Genomic DNA, 16,674 nt, shown 5'->3' on the forward strand with positions numbered 1-16,674 from the left:
GGCGACCTGTCTGCATGCTCGCTGTGTCCAAGCCCGGGCAAGTGGCCTCACTCCACCTTGCGAATGCGTTCGATCAGCGCGGCCGCGGCCGGATCCTGCCCGGCCTTGGCGTAGATCGCGACCATCGCGTCCTCGAACGGCTTGCGGTCGATATCTCTGACGATGGTGACGCCCGCTGCTTCCGCCTTGCGCTGCGACTGCTCCTCGAGGTCGCGCCATTTCTCGCGCATGAACCGGCTGGAGCGCTGCGCGGCTTCCCGGAAGATGGTCTGGTCGTCGGCCGACAGGCTTTTCCAGGCCTTCAGCGAGATCACCAGCACTTCGGGGCTCATCGTGTGCTCGGTGAGGGCGAGGTAGCCGGCATGTTTGTAATGGTCCGTCGTCACGTAGGATGGCCAGTTGTTCTCGGCGCCGTCGATCAGATGGTTGGCAAGCCCGGCAAGCACCTGCCCATAGGGCATCTCGACCGGCTCCGCGCCGAGCGAGCGGATCATCTGGCTCATCAACTCCGATTGCTGCACCCGAATCCGCAATCCCCTGAGGTCCGCGACACTCCGCACGGGCCGGGCGCCGTTGTAGATCGACCGCGCGCCGGAATCGTAGAAGGCGAGGCCGACGAAGCCGTAGGGCTCGAAGCTGCCGAGAATCTCGCTGCCGACCGGCCCGTCCAGCACCTTCTGCATGTGCTCGATGGACCGGAACAGGAACGGCATTGCCAGCACGTTCATCGCCGGAACGAAGTTGCCGATCAGCGCCACATTGGTTCGGTTGAGATCGATCGCGCCGACCCGGGTCTGCTCGATGGTCTCCTTCTCCTCGCCGAGCTGGCGGGAGTGGAACACCTTGACCTCGTGCCGGCCGCCGCTGCGCTCGGCGATCAGGGCGCCCATGTAGCGCAGCGCCTGCACGGTCGGATAATCCTCGGTCTGGGTGTCGGCGGCGCGGAACTCCCGCGCAGCGGCTCCCGTCGCGCAGATGGCGATCAGAAGCGCGACGAAAACCACCCCGGTCCGCGAGCGTTCGGCACGGTTCAACACTGGCACACTCAACCCCTCAGTGGTGGAGTCTATGGCGGGAGGAAAAGGTTCAATGCAATCTAGCAGATGGTCGTGGGAAGGCCATCCCGCGCGGCACTGCTGCGTGATTGTGCGTCGCGGCCGGGGCTCATTCCCGGTTGAAACCGCAAATGCCGCGCCTTAAGCAGGGACAGCCGCTTTCGTCGTGCGGCATGGAAAGAGCCATCGTGATTTCAGCATTGCGCTTCTTGCAGGTCGCCGCCGCCGTTGCGGCCCTCTTACTGGCCGCGCCGGTGCGTGCCGCGACCGACATCGCGTGGTGGCACGCCATGTCCGGCGAGCTCGGCCGCCAGCTCGAGAAGCTCGCCTCCGACTTCAACGCCTCGCAGCCGGACTATCGCGTGGTGCCGACCTACAAGGGCAATTACACCGAGACCGTGACGGCCGCGATCTTCGCCTTTCGCTCGCGCAGCCAGCCCGCGATCGTCCAGGTCAACGAGGTCGCCACCGCCACCATGACCGCGGCCAAGGGCGCGATCTATCCCGTGTTCAGCCTGATGCGCGACATGAACGAGCCGTTCTCGCTCAATGACTATCTTCCCGCGGTCTCCGGCTACTACACCGATGCGGCCGGCAATCTCCTGTCCTTCCCGTTCAATTCGTCGACGCCCATCCTCTATTACAACAAGACCATGTTCCGCGACGCGGGCCTCGATCCGGAGACGCCGCCGAAGACCTGGCCGGAGCTTGGTGCCGCTGCAAAGCGCCTGCGCGATCGCGGCGCGGCGTGCGGCTTCACCACATCCTGGCCGTCCTGGATCCATGTCGAGAATTTCTCAGCCTTCCACAACCTGCCGCTGGCGACGCGGACCAACGGCTTCGCCGCGCTCGATGCCGAGCTGAGCATCAACAATCCGTCTCTGGTGCGTCATGTCGCCGAGCTCAGCGAGTGGCAGAAAACGAAGGTGTTCGACTATAGCGGCCGCGGCCAGTCGGCCGAGCCGCGCTTCCAGAACGGCGAATGCGGCATCTTCATCGGCTCCTCGGCGACGCGCGCCGACATCAAGGCGAATTCGAAGTTCGAGATCGGCTACGGCATGATGCCGTATTGGCCCGACGTGAAGGGCGCCCCGCAGAACTCGATCATCGGCGGCGCCACGCTGTGGGTGCTGCGCGACCGGCCGCGCGAGGAGTACAAGGGCGTGGCGCGATTCTTCGCCTATCTGTCGCAGCCCGGCGTGCAGGCCGCCTGGCACCAGAACACCGGCTATCTGCCTGTCACCCGCGCCGCCTTCGAGCTGACGCGCGCGCAGGGTTTTTACGAGCGCAATCCGGGCTCGGCGATCTCGTTCGAGGAGATCACGCTGCATCCGCCGACGGAGAATTCCAAGGGCATCCGGCTCGGCTCCTTCGTGCTGATCCGCGGCGCGATCGAGGACGAGCTCGAGCAGGCCTTTGCCGGCCGCAAGAGCGCGCAAGCAGCGCTCGATGCCGCGGTCGAACGCGGCAACAAGATCCTGCGCCAGTTCGAGCGCGCCAGCCCGGATAGGTAGAGTTCTCAGATTGGACCTCTCTTTAACCGCGAAGGAAGTGCGCTCCCTCTCCCGCTTGCGGGAGAGGGTTGGGGAGAGGGTCTCTCCGCAAAGGGACAATCCCCTAGAGGAGAGAACCCCCACACGGCGCTTCGCGCCGACCTCCCCCGCAAGCGGGAGATGTGCACCGTCTGCTTGGCGCGCATCAAATCAACCAAAACCCGCTTGCCTGATCGGGCGCGCATGACCAGCATTCCATCGCAAATCCTGGCAACTTTCACCGACGCTGCTGCCTTTCGCGCCTTTCGCGCCGACCCTCCGCGATGGCTGCCGATCGCCATCGACATCGCCCGCAGCCACGGTCTCGATGTCAATGCGCCGCACGTGTTTGCTACCGGCACCAATCTCGTCGTCGGGCTCGGCGACAAGCTGATCCTGAAAATCTTCCCGCCGCTGCTTCGCGCGCAATTCGTCTCCGAGCGCGGCTCGCTGACGCAGCTTGCCGGCCGCCTCCGTTTGCCGATCCCCGAGATCGTCGCGGAAGGCGAGCGCGACGGCTGGCCTTATCTCATCATCACACGCCTTGCCGGCACGCTCGGTTCGGAGGTCTGGCCGCAATTGCCGGAAGCGCAGAAGGAGCGCGTGCTGCGCCAGATCGGCGAGACTATCGCGTCCGTGCAGCGCGCGCCCCTCGGCCCGCTCGCGCAGATCGAGCCGCGCTGGGACGACTTCATGGGCGCCCAGATGCAGGGCTGCAAGGCGCGGCACACGCGTCTTGGCCTTGCGCCAAAATTTCTCGCCGGCCTCGACGACCTCCTGCGTGATGCGGCCGCGCTCATTCCGATGGATGCGCCGCCGGTGATCCTGATCGGCGAATACATTCCGGAGAACTTCCTGCTCACCTGCAACGACGATCAATGGTCGCTCGCCGGCCTGTTCGACTTCGGCGACGTGCTGGCGGGATGCCGCGACTATGATCTGCTCGGCCCCAGCGCCTTCATGGCAGCGGGCCGGCCGGGTCGCGTGCGCAGCCTGCTCGAAGGCTTTGGCTACGCCAAGCCCGACTTCCCGCTCAAGCGCCGCCTGATGGCGCTGATGCTGCTGCATCGCGCCAGCGACCTCAACAGCCACATCTGCATCGAGGGCTGGCAGGAGCAGGCGGACGATCTGGTCGAACTCCAGGACGTGATCTGGGCGGAGTAATTCACCGCTGCCGACCTCATCAACGCTGTCGTCCTGGACAAGCGCAGCGCTGATCCAGGACCCATTACCCCAAGGAGGGGTTTTGCGAAGACTCGTGGTTGCCGGCTTCGCGCCGCAGTTCGCCCTGGGGTAATGGGTCCTTGGCTTGCGCCAGGATGACGGCAGTGGAATTCACCGCCCACCAAGTAAGCCGCTGCTCCATGCAGCTCATTTTATGGGCAAATACACCTCTTTGTATGCAATACCAAGCGCCTTGCGCCAGGATCACGTCGCGCGCATTGGGAAATTTACTTGTAACTTCAGCATGTTATGCCGAGAGGTAAACTCTCATTAAGCCTTGGCACGAACCTTGCGAATCCAGTTCCAACCAGAAAACTTTGTGTTGGAGCCATTTCATGAAGCGCCGCGATTTTCTCAAGTCCGTTTCCGGATTGGCCGCAGGCGCGGCGCTTCCGGCCATGCCGTCGGTGATCTCTTCCGCCTATGCCGATGCGCGGTCGGAGACGCTGCTGATCGTCTCGGAGGGTGGGCCCAACAATCTCGACATCCACGGCGTCGGCACCAATGTGCCCGGCTATGAGGTGTCCTGGAATTGCTACGACCGCCTGATCAGCCACGAGATGAAGACCGGCCCCGGCGGCGTGCCCTATTACGACCGCGACAAGTTCAAGGGTGAACTCGCCGAGGACTTCAAGATCGACGACATGTCGGTCACCTTCAAGCTGAAGAAGAACGCCAAGTTCCACGACGGCGCGCCCGTGACCGCCAAGGACGTGAAGTGGTCGCTCGACCGCGCCGTCAGCGTCGGCGGCTTTCCCACCTTCCAGATGAGCGCGGGCTCGCTGACCAAGCCTGAGCAGTTCGTCGTGATCGACGACTACACGGTGCGCATCGACTTCCTGAAAAAGGACAAGCTGACGATTCCCGATCTCGCGGTGATCGTGCCCTGCATCGTCAACTCCGAGCTTGTGAAGAAAAATGCCAGCGAAAAAGATCCGTGGGGTCTTGAGTACACCAAGCAGCAGACCGCGGGCTCCGGCGCCTACAAGGTGACGAAGTGGACCGCCGGTACCGAAGTCGTCATGGAGCGCAACGACGATTGGGTCGGCGGCCCCTTGCCGAAAATCAAGCGCGTGATCTGGCGCATGGTGCCGCAGGCCGGCAATCGCCGCGCGCTGCTGGAGCGCGGCGACGCCGACATCTCCTACGAGCTGCCGTTCAAGGATTTCCAGGAGATGAAGGCGAGCGGCAAGCTCAACGTGGTGTCGCTGCCGTTCTCCAACGGCATCCAATATATCGGCATGAACGTGACCAAGCCGCCGTTCGACAATCCCAAGGTACGTCAGGCGGTCGCCTACGCGATTCCCTATCAGAAGATCATGGACGCGGTGATGTTCGGGCTGGCCAACCCCATGTTCGGGGCCGCCAAGGACAAGCCGACCGAAGTCGCCTGGCCGCAGCCGCACAAATACAACACCGACATGGACAAGGCGAAGGCGCTGCTCGCTGAAGCCGGTTATCCCAACGGCTTCGAGACCACGATCTCGTTCGACCTGAATTTCGCCGGCGTCAACGAGCCGCTCTGCGTGCTGGTGCAGGAGAGCCTGGCCCAGATCGGCATCAAAACCACCATCAACAAGGTGCCCGGCGCCAACTGGCGTACCGAATTGAACAAGAAGGAGATGCCGCTCTTCACCAACGTGTTCTCGGGCTGGCTCGATTACCCCGAATACTTCTTCTACTGGTGCTATCACGGCAATAATTCCGTCTTCAACACCATGAGCTACAAGTCGGCGGAGATGGACAAGCTGATCGACGGCGCACGCACGGCCGCCGCGACCGGCGACACCGCGACTTACGACACCGACGTGAAGGGCTTCGTCGACCTCGCCTACAGCGACATCCCGCGCATCCCGCTGTACCAGCCCTTCGTCAACGTCGCGATGCAGCAGAACATCAGCGGCTACCAATACTGGTTCCACCGCCGCCTGGATTATCGCGCGATGGCGAAGGGGTGAGGGCGCGTGGCGGGCGAGATGGTCGCGTCGTCGACTCTCTTTCTGAGTGAGGTGGCCACCGCTCTCTCATTCCCTCTCCCCTTGTGGGAGAGGGGCAGGGTGAGGGGTAGCCACGAACTCCGACCTCGCTTGGGGCTACCCCTCACCCCAACCCTCTCCCACAAGGGGAGAGGGGGCGCAGCGGAGCAGGTGGCGCGAACCTGCCCACAAACGCAGAGCAGAAGGAGCACCCCATGCTGACCATGATCGGCAAGCGCCTGATGTTCGCGATTCCCTCGCTGATCGGGGTCGTCATCGTCACCTTCCTGCTGACCCGCGCATTGCCGGGTGATCCCGCCGCGTATTTCGCCGGCCCCGCCGCAACGAAAGAAGCCGTCGAGCAGATCCGCAAGAAGCTCGGCCTCGACAAGCCGCTGATCGAGCAGTTCTTCCGTTACACCAACGATCTCGCCCATGGCGATTTCGGCAACTCGCTCACCACGGGCCAGCCGGTTGCGGCCGAGATCCGCAATCGACTGCCGGCCTCCGCCGAGCTGACGCTGCTCGGCCTCATCGTCTCGGTCGTCATCGCAATCCCTCTCGGCGTGCTGGCGGCGACGCGGCCGGGATCGTGGGTCGATCATCTCTGTCGCGTCACGACCACGGCCGGCGTCTCGCTGCCGGTGTTCTTCACCGGCCTCGTGCTGGTCTATGTGTTCTATTTCCGGCTCGGCTGGTCGCCCGCGCCGCTCGGCCGGCTCGATGTGTTCTACAGCGCGCCGCCGACGGTCACGGGCTTCTATCTGATCGACACCCTGATCGCGCGCGACTTCGAGGCGTTCCGTTCGGCATGCAGCCAGCTCATCCTGCCGGCAACGACGCTTGCGATCTTCTCGCTGGCGCCGATCGCGCGCATGACGCGCGCCTCGATGCTGGCGGTGCTGTCGTCCGAGTTCGTGCGCACCGCGCGCGCCAGCGGCCTGTCGCCCGCGACCGTCATCGTCACCTACGCCTTCCGCAACGCGATGCTCCCGGTCATCACCACGCTGAGCATGGTGTTCTCCTTCCTGCTCGGCGCCAACGTGCTGGTCGAAAAAGTGTTCGCCTGGCCCGGCATCGGCTCCTATGCGGTCGAAGCGCTGATCTCGTCGGACTTCGCGCCGGTGCAGGGTTTCGTGCTGACCATGGCTGTCATGTACGTGCTGCTCAATCTCGTGATCGACATTCTCTATGGCGTAATCGATCCGCGCGTGCGGCTGGAAGGGTAGGGGGACACAATGAGCTCCGTTGCACCTGCTGTTGAGCCCGTCGGTCCTGCGCGGACGTCAGGGTTCGTCGCGTTGCTCGACCAGACCCGCTACGTGCTCGGCGAGAACAAGGTCACCGGCTTTGCCTTCGCGCTGCTGATCGTGATCCTCCTTGCCGCGATCTTCGGCCCCTATGTGGTGCCGTATGACCCGCTGGCGTCCGACACTGCGGCGTCGCTGAAGCCGCCATCGGCCGCGCACTGGTTCGGCACCGACCAATTGGGCCGCGATATTTTCAGCCGCGTTGTCGTCGCGACGCGGCTCGATACGTTCATCGCCGTCGCCTCCGTCGCGCTGGTGTTCCTGATGGGCGGGCTTGCCGGCATCGCGGCCGGCTATTTCGGCGGCTGGACCGACCGCATCGTCGGCCGCATCGCCGATACCATCATGGCGTTTCCGCTGTTCGTGCTGGCGATGGGCATCGTCGCAGCGCTGGGCAACACCGTGCAGAACATCATCCTGGCCACCGCCATCGTGAACTTCCCGCTCTATGCCCGCGTCGCGCGCGCTGAAGCGAATGTTCGCCGCAACGCCGGCTTCGTGCAGGCGGCGCGGCTGTCCGGCAACGGCGAATTCCGCATTCTCCTCGTGCATATCCTGCCGAACATCATGCCGATCATGATCGTGCAGATGTCGCTGACCATGGGCTACGCCATCCTCAATGCCGCCGGTCTCTCGTTCATCGGCCTCGGCGTCCGTCCGCCGACGGCGGAATGGGGCATCATGGTCGCCGAAGGCGCCGGCTTCATGGTGTCAGGCGAATGGTGGATCGCGCTATTCCCGGGCCTCGCTTTGATGATCGCCGTGTTCTGCTTCAACCTCCTCGGCGACGGCCTGCGCGACATCGTCGACCCCCAACGGAGGACGTGATGGCTGGATTCCGCGCAAATTTGCGCTCGAAATTCTCCAATGAAATCAATCGCGTTCTACTGTGCATGGGGTTGTTTTCGACATTTTTGTTTGGGAGGCACCCATGACCGCCCAGCCCCTGCTCGACGTCCAGGACCTCACCGTCGAATTCACCACCCGCCGCGGCATCGTGAAAGCGGTGCAGCACGTCAACATCTCCGTCGCCAAGGGCGAGACGCTGGCGATCGTCGGCGAGTCCGGCTCCGGCAAGTCGGTGACGTCGTATGCGGTGATGCGCATCCTCGACCGTGCAGGGCGGATCGCCGAGGGCTCGGTGATGTTCTCGGGCATCGACGTCAAGGGCGCGAGCGAAGACCAGATGCGCGATTTGCGCGGTCGCGAAGTCTCGATGATCTTCCAGAATCCGCGCGCCGCGCTCAACCCGATCCGGAAAGTCGGCGACCAGATCGAGGACGTGCTGCGCACCCATGTCCAGCAGGCCATGGTTTCAGACCGTGGTGAAAAGGCGATCGAGGCGCTGGAGCAGGTCAAGATCGCCCGCCCGCGCGAACGCTATCACGCCTATCCGTTCGAATTGTCCGGCGGCATGTGCCAGCGTGTCGTCATCGCGCTCGCGCTCGCCTGCAATCCGCAGCTGCTGATCGCGGACGAGCCGACGACCGGATTGGACGTCACCACGCAGAAGGCGGTGATGGATCTGATCGTCGAGCTGACCAAGCGCAAGGCGATGTCCACCATCCTGATCACGCATGACCTCGGCCTTGCCGCAGCCTATTGCGACCGCGTCGTGGTGATGGAGAAGGGCAGGGTGGTCGAGACCGCCAAGGCCGCCGACATCTTCGCCAACCCGCAGCACCCCTACACGAAGAAGCTGATGCGCGCGACGCCGCGTCTCGGCGTGTCGTTGCGGGATCTGTTGCCGGAGGAGGAGGGCTCAGCTGTCATGGCCGGGCCTGGCCCGGCCATCCATCAGGCTTCGCAAGACGAGGCCAGGAAGAGCGGGCAGCCCCTTCTCCTCATCGACAAGCTGGTCAAGGAATATCCCCGCCAGGGCGCGACCGCCACGCTCGGCAAATTGTTCGGCCGCAAGCCGCCGGTGGAGCCGGATGTGTTCCGCGCGGTCGACGGTATCAGCTTCTCGGTCGGTCACGGCGAGAGCGTCGGTCTGGTCGGCGAGTCCGGCTGCGGCAAATCGACCACGTCGATGATGGTGATGCGGCTGCTGGACCAGACCTCCGGCCTGATCCAGTTCGACGGCGAGGACATCGGCGCCATCGCGCCCGCCGGCTTTGCCCGGCTGCCGCAGCGCAGCCGCATCCAGATGGTGTTCCAGGATCCGACCGACAGCCTCAATCCGCGCTTCACTGCTGTGCGCGCCATCGCCGATCCCATCATGCAGCTCGGCGACATCAGGGGGCGCGACGCGCTCCGCGCCCGCTGCGAGGAGCTCGCCACCATGGTGGGCCTGCCGCACAATCTGCTGGATCGCTTCCCGCACCAATTGTCGGGCGGCCAGAAAGCCCGCGTCGGCATTGCCCGCGCCATCGCCCTGCACCCAAAACTCGTCATCCTGGACGAGCCGACCGCCGCGCTCGACGTTTCGGTCCAGGCCGTGGTCCTCAATCTGCTCCAGGACCTCAAGGCGCGGCTAGGTATGAGTTATCTGTTCGTCTCGCATGATTTGAACGTAGTGCGCTTGTTGTGCGATCGTGTCATTGTCATGCGGTCGGGTCGAATCGTCGAGGAAGGATCTTCCGAGAGGGTCTTGAGCGATCCGCAGGACGATTACACCAAGGAGCTGTTGACGGCGATCCCGCACCCGCCGCTGCAGACCCTGGGCGCACACTGAGAACTTGTTTGGGAGCGTGATGGCCGAACCGCTGGACGATTATATCGACGCTGTCACGAAAGCGTTGGCGTTGCCCGTCGAGGAAGCATGGAGGTCGTCCATACGCGCCAATCTCGAGGTCTCGCTGCGGCTCGGCCGCCTCGTCGACGAATTCGCGCTGCCGGACGAGACCGAGCCGGCGCCCGTGTTCACGGTCTGACGCCGCCATGACGACCAAGCCAGAGATGACGGCCTCCGAGATCGCGAGCGCGGTTGCGGGCCGCAAGATGTCCGCGCTCGATGCGGCCGAAGCAGCGCTTGCGCGCATCACGCAGCACGACGCCATCCTCAACTCCTTCACCGACGTCACCGCCGATCGCGCCCGTGCCAAAGCGCGCGCGATCGATGCCGATATCGCCGCCGGCAAGACCGTCGGCCCATTGGCCGGCGTGCCCTTCGCGGTGAAGAACTTGTTCGACGTCGCCGGCCTCGCCACGCGCGCGGGCTCGAAGATCAACCGCGATCGCGCACCCGCCGACCGCGACGCCACACTGATCGAGCGGATGGAAGCGGCCGGCGCCGTGCTGGTCGGTGCGCTCAACATGGGCGAATACGCCTACGACTTCACCGGCGAGAACGTCCACGACGGTCCCTCGCGCAATCCGCATGACACCACACGGATGAGCGGCGGCTCCTCGGGCGGATCCGGCAGTGCCGTCGGCGGCGCGCTGGTGCCGATCGCGCTCGGCTCCGACACCAATGGTTCGATCCGCGTGCCGTCCTCGTTCTGCGGCATCTTCGGCCTGAAGCCCACCTATGGCCGGCTCTCGCGTGCGCGCTCTTTCCCGTTCGTCGCAAGCCTCGATCATCTCGGTCCGTTCGCGCGCTCCGCCACCGATCTCGCGCTGGCCTATGACGCCATGCAGGGACCGGATCCCGACGATGCCGCCTGCACCGCCACACGTGGTCTGGAGCCGACGACGCCGCTGCTTGCCAATCCGGTGTCGGACCTGCGCATTGCGATCGCCGGCGGGTACTTCCAGACCAATCTGTTTCCGGAAGCCGTCGAAGCCGTCAGCCGGGTCGCCAAGGCACTGGGCGCAACGCGGGTGGTGGACGTGCCCGAAGCCGCGCGCGCCCGCGCCGCGGCCTATGTCATCACCACCACCGAAGGCGCCTCGCTGCATCTCGATCGGCTGCGCAAGCGGCCGGACGATTTCGATCCCGCCGTGCGCGACCGGCTGATCGCGGGCGCCATGGTGCCGGCGCCGCTGGTCGACCGCGTGCAAAAATTCCGCCGCTGGTATCGCGCGCAACTCGCGGAGATCTTCAAATCCGTCGACGTGCTGATTGCGCCCGCGACGCCCTGCACCGCGCCGAAGCTCGGCCAGGTCAATTTCAACCTTGGCGGCGTCGAGCTGCCGGTGCGCGCCAATATCGGCATCCACACCCAGCCGATCTCCTTCATCGGCCTGCCAGTGGTCGCAGTCCCCGTGCCGCTCGAGCCATTGCCCATCGGCGTGCAGATCATCGCCGCGCCATGGCGCGAGGACATCGCGCTGCGCGTTGCGTACGCGTTGGAGAAGATGGGCGTCGCCGCCGCGCCCAGCCCAAAAGGATTTTGAGATGGAGATCGATCTCCCCGACGTGATCGCGGACGTCAAAGCCGCGTTCGAGCGCTATGAGCAGGCCCTGATCACCAACGACGTCGCGGTGCTCGGCGAGCTCTTCCGCAACGATCCCCGCACGCTGCGCTATGGCATCGGCGAGAACCTCTACGGCTATGAGGCGATCTCCGGATTCCGCGCTGGGCGCTCGCCGGTCGGCCTCAATCGCCGCACCGCGAAAACCGTGATCACCAGCTATGGCCGCGACACGGCGGTCGCCTCCACCCTGTTCTATCGCGACACGATGCCGGGCAAGGTCGGCCGGCAGATGCAGACCTGGGTAAAATTCCCGGAGGGCTGGCGCGTCGTCGCGGCCCATGTCAGCATCATCGACGAGTCGAAAGAGACCTGACCGTATGACGCTTGACGATCTTCCGCCCGGAACGCTGCCAGTCGAACCGGCGGTGCCGCGTGTCGACCGGGCGTCGCCATCAGCGCACAAGGTCACGCGCGCCGAGGAGCTGCGCCTGCAGCTCGCCGACGAGATCGTGCGCGGAGCTCTGCCGCCCGGCGCGCCGCTTGACGAGACCGACATCGCGCGCCGCTTCAGCGTCTCGCGCACGCCGGTGCGGGAAGCGCTGCGCCAGCTCGTGGCAAGCGGCCTCGTCGAAGCGCGCGCCCATCGCGGCGCGGTGGTGGCGCAGCCTTCATTCGAACGGCTGACGGGCATGTTCGAGGCGATGGCGGAGCTGGAAGCGTTGTGCGCGGGTCTGGCCGCTGAACGCATGTCGGCCGCCGAGCGCCACGGCCTGGAAGCCATTCACGAAGAGCTGCGGGTCTTGAGCTACGCCGGCAATCCCGATCGCTTCCACGAGGTCAATGAGCGCTTCCACAATGCGATCTATGCGGGATCGCAGAACGGCTACATCGCCGAGATCACGCTGGCGACGCGGGTGCGTGTGCAGCCGTTCCGCCGCGCCCAGTTCCGCAATCTCGGCCGCCTCGCCAAATCGCAAGCCGAGCACGACCGCGTCGTCGTCGCCATCATGCGTGGCGACAAGCAGGGCGCCGCCGCCGCGATGCGCGCGCATATCGAGCTGGTGCGCGGAGAGTACGAGATCTACGCGGTGTCGGTGTAGGGCCGCGCGCACGGTGCCGTAGGGTGGGCAAAGGCGCAAAGCGCCGTGCCCACCACCTACCCAAGCTGACGGTGATGGTGGGCACGCTGCGCTTTGCCCACCCTACGAGACCTACGCCGTAGCAGTTTCCGCCATATACCTCCGCCACCCACCATACGCCGTGATATCTCGCGCCTCGCCCAGCACTTCGGGCTCGACCAGAAATCCCTTCACGCTGCGGCCATCCGCCAGCCGCACCGTGCCGATCGCCATCGGCGCGGGAATCGCGTTGACGAACTTGCCGAAGGCGGACGACGACAGCGACCAGATCTCCAGCTCGATCGACGCGCCCTTGCCGGCCTCGACGCGCAGCATGCCCGGCTTCGGCGGCGTGGTCTTCAATGCGTAGAGCTTGTAGTCAGCCGCGGTCCTGGTCGCCTCGATCAGCTGGCCGTTCAGCGCTTTCAACTCGCCGTTCAGCGCCATGCCGGAGAGATGTGCGCCGACGACGGCGATTGGAACCTCGTCGATGCCGCTTGCGGCAAGCGGCGCCAGCGCGGGTTGCGCCACGCCCTTTGCGCCAAGCGTCAGTTTGGTATCGGCATGGAATACGCGGCCGATACTCGCGAGCAGCGCGTCGTGACCCGTGGGTGCAAGAAGTGTGATCCCAAACGGGATACCGTCGGCGCGCATTGCCGCCGGCAGCGCCAGGCCGCAGAGGTCGAGCAGATTGACAAAGTTGGTATAGGTGCCAAGCCGGCTATTGAGCTCGATCGGATTGGCCAGCACCTGCGCGGTCGTATAGGCCGTGGGCGCCGTCGGCAGCACCAGCGCGTCGATATTGGTGAAGGTGCGCTCGGCGATCTTGCGCAAGCCCTGCAAGCGGTAGAGCGCGGAGAAGGTGTCCGCCGCCGTCAGCCGCGCGCCGGCCGCGGTGATCTCGCGCGTCACGGGATGGATGGCATCCGGCGCGGACGCCAGCAGGTCGCGGATCACGAGATAGCGCTCGGCGACCCACGGTCCCTCGTAGAGCAGCCGCGCGGTCTCGTAGAACGGCTCGAGATCGAACTCGACGAGCGTTGCGCCAAGCGCGGTCCAGCGCTTCAACGCCTCGGCGTAAGCCGCTTCCGCCTTCTTGTCGCCGAAAAAGATCAGCTGTCCGCTGCGCGGCACGCCCAGGCGCAGGTTTGCCGGGAGCGGGGTGATCGGGCCAAGCGGCCGGTCGCGCGAGAACGGATCGGCCTGATCTGGACCTGCCATCACCGACAGTGCGAGAGCGGCGTCGTCGACCGTCAAAGCGAATACCGAGATACAGTCGAGCGTCCTGCAGGCCGGCACGAGGCCAGCGGTCGAGATCATGCCGAGGCTTGGCTTGAGCCCGACGATGTTGTTGAGCATCGCCGGCACGCGGCCGCTGCCGGCGGTGTCGGTGCCGAGCGACAGCGGGACCAGCCCGGCGCCGACGGCGGTGGCCGATCCCGAGCTCGATCCGCCGGGAATGAGGTCATCGCGGATCGCGTTCCTGGGGATGCCGTAGGGCGAGCGCACGCCGACAAGGCCGGTCGCGAACTGGTCGAGATTGGTCTTGCCGATGATGATGGCGCCGGCGGCGCGCAGCCGCTGAACCGCGGTCGAGTCGTGTGTCGGGGTATACGTGAAGGCCGGGCACGCAGCGGTGGTCGGAAATCCCAGCGCGTCGATATTGTCCTTCACCACGACCGGCACGCCATAGAGCGGCAGGGTGGCGGCCTCCTTGGTGGCGAGCTTCTCGGCCTCGGCGATCGCGTCCTTTTCGTCGCGTAGGCTGATGAAGACGGCGGGATCGTTGTGGTCGCGGATGCGCTGATAGGTGCGCGCGACCGTCTGCGCCGGCGTGAGCGTGCCCGCGCGATGCGCGGCCACGATCGCGGCAATCGTTTCAGGCTGCTCAGCCCCCATTTCAGCCCCCATGGCGACAAAACTCCGGCTACGCCTCTTCACCCGGATCGAAGCAAGCGATGTGCCATTGTGTACAGAATCCGGGCAGGACCAGCGCTGCGGATATTATCGAGCGATCAGTGGCTTGTGGGATATTTCGAGCGCCGGCGGACCTTCGTGTCAGCGCCCTGTTGCGAGCATTTGCACAAATAACGGGCAGCTCACCGGCCTTGAGCTTGCGCCCCAACAATTGTCGTGGCCAACATGCCGGCCAACGCGGTCCGCGACGAGGCTGCGACGATCCCGGCTTCCGGGTGAGGAGGAAACCATGACAGCCGCCCCTCGCGGTGATGCTTCGAGCCTGTTCGCGACACCCAGAACCGTTGCCGAGTATCGCGCGGACGGCAGCATTCTGCTGCGCTCGCCGGAGCCCCTGCGCGATAGCGCGCGCTGCGTCGGCGACTGGCTGGAGCAATGGGCGCGGCAGAGGCCTGATGCGATTTTCCTCGCGGAGCGCAGCAGTGCCGAGTCGCCGTGGACCACCGTCACCTACGCGCAGGCGCTGCGCCAGGTGCGCGCGGCAGCGTCGTGGATTCTGGCGCAAGGTCTCAGTACGGAGCGCCCGCTCGCGATCCTCTCCGACAACAGCATCGATCATGCGCTCCTGGCGCTGGCGGCCCAGCATGTCGGCGTGCCCTCGGCGGCGATCTCGCCGGCCTATTCGTTGATGTCCAAGGATTTCGACAAGCTCAAGAGCATGATCACGCTGCTTGAGCCCGCCGCGATCTATGTCTCCGCGACGCGGCCGTTTGCGGCGGCGCTGGCCGCGATCAAGCCGCTGCATAGCGCGCAGATCATCAGTGGCAATGCGGACGATACCGATGCGCTGGCCTTCCGCACCATCGCGGCAACGCCCGAGAGCCCCGACGTCGCAAAGGCCTTCGCCGCGGTGACGCCCGCGACGATCGCAAAACTCCTGTTCACTTCGGGTTCGACCGGCACGCCGAAGGCGGTCATCAACACCCAGCGCATGCTGTGCTCGAGCCAGCAGGCCAAGGCGCAGACCTGGACTTTTCTCGAACAGGGGCGCGACGATCTCGTCATTCTCGACTGGCTGCCCTGGAGTCACACGTTCGGCGCCAACCACAATTTCAATCTCGTGCTGCGCAATGGCGGCTCGCTCTATATCGACGGCGGCAAGCCGGCGCCCGGCCTGTTTGCGACGTCACTTGCCAATTTGAAGAGCGTGATGCCGACGGTCTATTTCAACGTGCCGCGCGGCTTCGACATGCTGATCGCGGCGTTGCGCGGCGACGAGGAACTGCGCCGCCGCTTCTTCAGCGAGGTGAAATTCGCGTTCTACGCAGGCGCAGCGCTGCCGCAGAATCTGTGGGACGCGCTCGAAGAGCTTTCCGTCAAGACCGTTGGCCGCGCGATGCCGATGGTCTCGGCGTGGGGCTCGACCGAGACGTCGCCGCTGGCCACCGACTGCCATTTCCTCGCGGAGCGGTCGGGCAATATCGGCGTGCCCATACCGGGCACCGAACTGAAGCTCGTCACCTCCGGCGACAAGCTGGAGGTGCGCGTGCGCGGCCCCAACGTCACGCCGGGCTACTGGAAGGCGCCGGAGCTGACCAGGCAGGCTTTTGACGACGAGGGCTTTTATCTCATCGGTGACGCCGTGAAGTTCGCCGATGCGAAGCGGCCCGAGCGCGGCCTGTTCTTCGACGGTCGCGTCGCGGAGGACTTCAAGCTCAATTCCGGCACCTGGGTCAGCGTCGGCACGCTGCGCCTCGCCGGCATCGCCGCGCTGGCGCCGCTCGCGCAGGACATCGTCGTCACAGGCCACGGCGGCGACGAGGTGCGCTTTCTGGTTTTCCCGAACATCGCTGCGGGCCGCGCGCATGCCGGCCTGCCCGAGACCGCAGGCGTCAACGACGTGCTCGCGCATGACGAGGTCAGAGCTGCGATCGCGCAGGGGCTGGCGAAACTGAAGCAACACGGTCCCAACTCCTCCGGCCATGCCACGCGCGCGCTGCTGCTCGCCGAGCCGCCGTCAGTGGACGGCGGCGAGATCACCGACAAGGGCTACATCAACCAGCGCACGGTACTGACGCGCCGTGCCGATGCACTGGCGCGGTTGAATGACGATGTCTCGGGTGAATGGATTGGTCTGTAGCAGTTGAAACGGCAGCTCTTCGCGTTAGGTGGGCGGCCGTAGGCCTCTCTCCCTGTTGTCATTGCGAGCGCAGCGAAGCAATCCAGAGTCTTTCCGCGGA

General features: G+C 65.2%; 13 protein-coding genes. 11 read left to right on the forward strand and 2 right to left on the reverse strand.

Features of this window, described 5'->3' with window-relative positions; translation table 11 throughout:
- Positions 1-47: 47 nt before the first annotated feature.
- Positions 48-1,043: a TRAP transporter substrate-binding protein gene (locus tag ABIC03_RS31450; protein ID WP_354063880.1), complete on the reverse strand. Its 996-nt coding sequence runs from the start codon at positions 1,041-1,043 to the stop codon at positions 48-50.
- A 185-nt stretch (positions 1,044-1,228) separates the two neighbouring features.
- Here ABIC03_RS31450 and ugpB point away from each other — a divergent pair, with 185 nt between their 5' ends.
- From ugpB to ABIC03_RS31500, 10 genes are all read left to right on the forward strand, one after another.
- On the forward strand, positions 1,229-2,569 hold the full coding sequence (gene ugpB, locus ABIC03_RS31455; protein ID WP_354064149.1) for a sn-glycerol-3-phosphate ABC transporter substrate-binding protein UgpB: 1,341 nt from the start codon (positions 1,229-1,231) through the stop codon (positions 2,567-2,569).
- A 222-nt stretch (positions 2,570-2,791) separates the two neighbouring features.
- Positions 2,792-3,751, forward strand: coding sequence for an aminoglycoside phosphotransferase family protein (locus tag ABIC03_RS31460; protein WP_354063882.1), 960 nt, complete (start codon positions 2,792-2,794; stop codon positions 3,749-3,751).
- A gap of 395 nt (positions 3,752-4,146) precedes the next feature.
- Positions 4,147-5,769, forward strand: a complete 1,623-nt coding sequence (locus ABIC03_RS31465; RefSeq protein ID WP_354063884.1) for an ABC transporter substrate-binding protein — start codon at positions 4,147-4,149, stop codon at positions 5,767-5,769.
- A 233-nt stretch (positions 5,770-6,002) separates the two neighbouring features.
- Positions 6,003-7,016 (forward strand): ABC transporter permease, encoded by a 1,014-nt coding sequence (locus ABIC03_RS31470; RefSeq protein ID WP_018456013.1) that lies wholly within the window; start codon positions 6,003-6,005, stop codon positions 7,014-7,016.
- A 9-nt stretch (positions 7,017-7,025) separates the two neighbouring features.
- On the forward strand, positions 7,026-7,925 hold the full coding sequence (locus ABIC03_RS31475) for an ABC transporter permease (RefSeq protein ID WP_247357577.1): 900 nt from the start codon (positions 7,026-7,028) through the stop codon (positions 7,923-7,925).
- Positions 7,926-8,028: 103 nt separating this feature from the next.
- Positions 8,029-9,774, forward strand: a complete 1,746-nt coding sequence (locus ABIC03_RS31480) for a dipeptide ABC transporter ATP-binding protein (RefSeq protein WP_354063887.1) — start codon at positions 8,029-8,031, stop codon at positions 9,772-9,774.
- A gap of 19 nt (positions 9,775-9,793) precedes the next feature.
- Entirely contained in the window at positions 9,794-9,973 is a 180-nt protein-coding gene (locus tag ABIC03_RS31485) for a DUF4089 domain-containing protein (protein WP_007615797.1), read from the forward strand.
- A 7-nt stretch (positions 9,974-9,980) separates the two neighbouring features.
- On the forward strand, positions 9,981-11,378 hold the full coding sequence (locus ABIC03_RS31490; protein WP_354063889.1) for an AtzE family amidohydrolase: 1,398 nt from the start codon (positions 9,981-9,983) through the stop codon (positions 11,376-11,378).
- A gap of 1 nt (position 11,379) precedes the next feature.
- Positions 11,380-11,772 carry an oxalurate catabolism protein HpxZ gene (hpxZ, locus tag ABIC03_RS31495; protein WP_007615793.1) on the forward strand — a complete coding sequence of 131 codons (393 nt, stop codon included), beginning with the start codon at positions 11,380-11,382 and terminating at the stop codon, positions 11,770-11,772.
- 4 nt (positions 11,773-11,776) lie between these two features.
- Positions 11,777-12,499: a GntR family transcriptional regulator gene (locus tag ABIC03_RS31500; RefSeq protein ID WP_354063891.1), complete on the forward strand. Its 723-nt coding sequence runs from the start codon at positions 11,777-11,779 to the stop codon at positions 12,497-12,499.
- 111 nt (positions 12,500-12,610) lie between these two features.
- Here ABIC03_RS31500 and atzF read toward each other — a convergent pair whose 3' ends face one another.
- Positions 12,611-14,416 carry an allophanate hydrolase gene (atzF, locus tag ABIC03_RS31505; protein ID WP_502916966.1) on the reverse strand — a complete coding sequence of 602 codons (1,806 nt, stop codon included), beginning with the start codon at positions 14,414-14,416 and terminating at the stop codon, positions 12,611-12,613.
- Between the two features lie 307 nt (positions 14,417-14,723).
- On the opposite strand from atzF, the gene ABIC03_RS31510 reads away from it, so the two are divergent.
- Complete coding sequence (locus ABIC03_RS31510; RefSeq protein ID WP_354063895.1) at positions 14,724-16,574, forward strand: feruloyl-CoA synthase; 1,851 nt, start codon at positions 14,724-14,726, stop codon at positions 16,572-16,574.
- Positions 16,575-16,674 lie beyond the last annotated feature (100 nt).

Origin of the sequence: Bradyrhizobium sp. RT6a, from assembly GCF_040547675.1 — a bacterium.
Taxonomy (GTDB): domain Bacteria; phylum Pseudomonadota; class Alphaproteobacteria; order Rhizobiales; family Xanthobacteraceae; genus Bradyrhizobium.

Bases quoted from the DNA above. Each gene is read 5' to 3' on its own strand.
- ABIC03_RS31480 (WP_354063887.1), top strand. From the start codon at position 8,029: ATGACCGCCCAGCCCCTGCTCGACGTCCAGGACCTCACCGTCGAATTC.
- ABIC03_RS31460 (WP_354063882.1), top strand. From the start codon at position 2,792: ATGACCAGCATTCCATCGCAAATCCTGGCAACTTTCACCGACGCTGCT.
- ABIC03_RS31485 (WP_007615797.1), top strand. From the start codon at position 9,794: ATGGCCGAACCGCTGGACGATTATATCGACGCTGTCACGAAAGCGTTG.
- ugpB (WP_354064149.1), top strand. From the start codon at position 1,229: ATGGAAAGAGCCATCGTGATTTCAGCATTGCGCTTCTTGCAGGTCGCC.
- ABIC03_RS31470 (WP_018456013.1), top strand. From the start codon at position 6,003: ATGCTGACCATGATCGGCAAGCGCCTGATGTTCGCGATTCCCTCGCTG.
- hpxZ (WP_007615793.1), top strand. From the start codon at position 11,380: ATGGAGATCGATCTCCCCGACGTGATCGCGGACGTCAAAGCCGCGTTC.
- ABIC03_RS31490 (WP_354063889.1), top strand. From the start codon at position 9,981: ATGACGACCAAGCCAGAGATGACGGCCTCCGAGATCGCGAGCGCGGTT.
- atzF (WP_502916966.1), bottom strand. From the start codon at position 14,416: ATGGGGGCTGAGCAGCCTGAAACGATTGCCGCGATCGTGGCCGCGCAT.
- ABIC03_RS31465 (WP_354063884.1), top strand. From the start codon at position 4,147: ATGAAGCGCCGCGATTTTCTCAAGTCCGTTTCCGGATTGGCCGCAGGC.
- ABIC03_RS31510 (WP_354063895.1), top strand. From the start codon at position 14,724: ATGACAGCCGCCCCTCGCGGTGATGCTTCGAGCCTGTTCGCGACACCC.
- ABIC03_RS31500 (WP_354063891.1), top strand. From the start codon at position 11,777: ATGACGCTTGACGATCTTCCGCCCGGAACGCTGCCAGTCGAACCGGCG.
- ABIC03_RS31475 (WP_247357577.1), top strand. From the start codon at position 7,026: ATGAGCTCCGTTGCACCTGCTGTTGAGCCCGTCGGTCCTGCGCGGACG.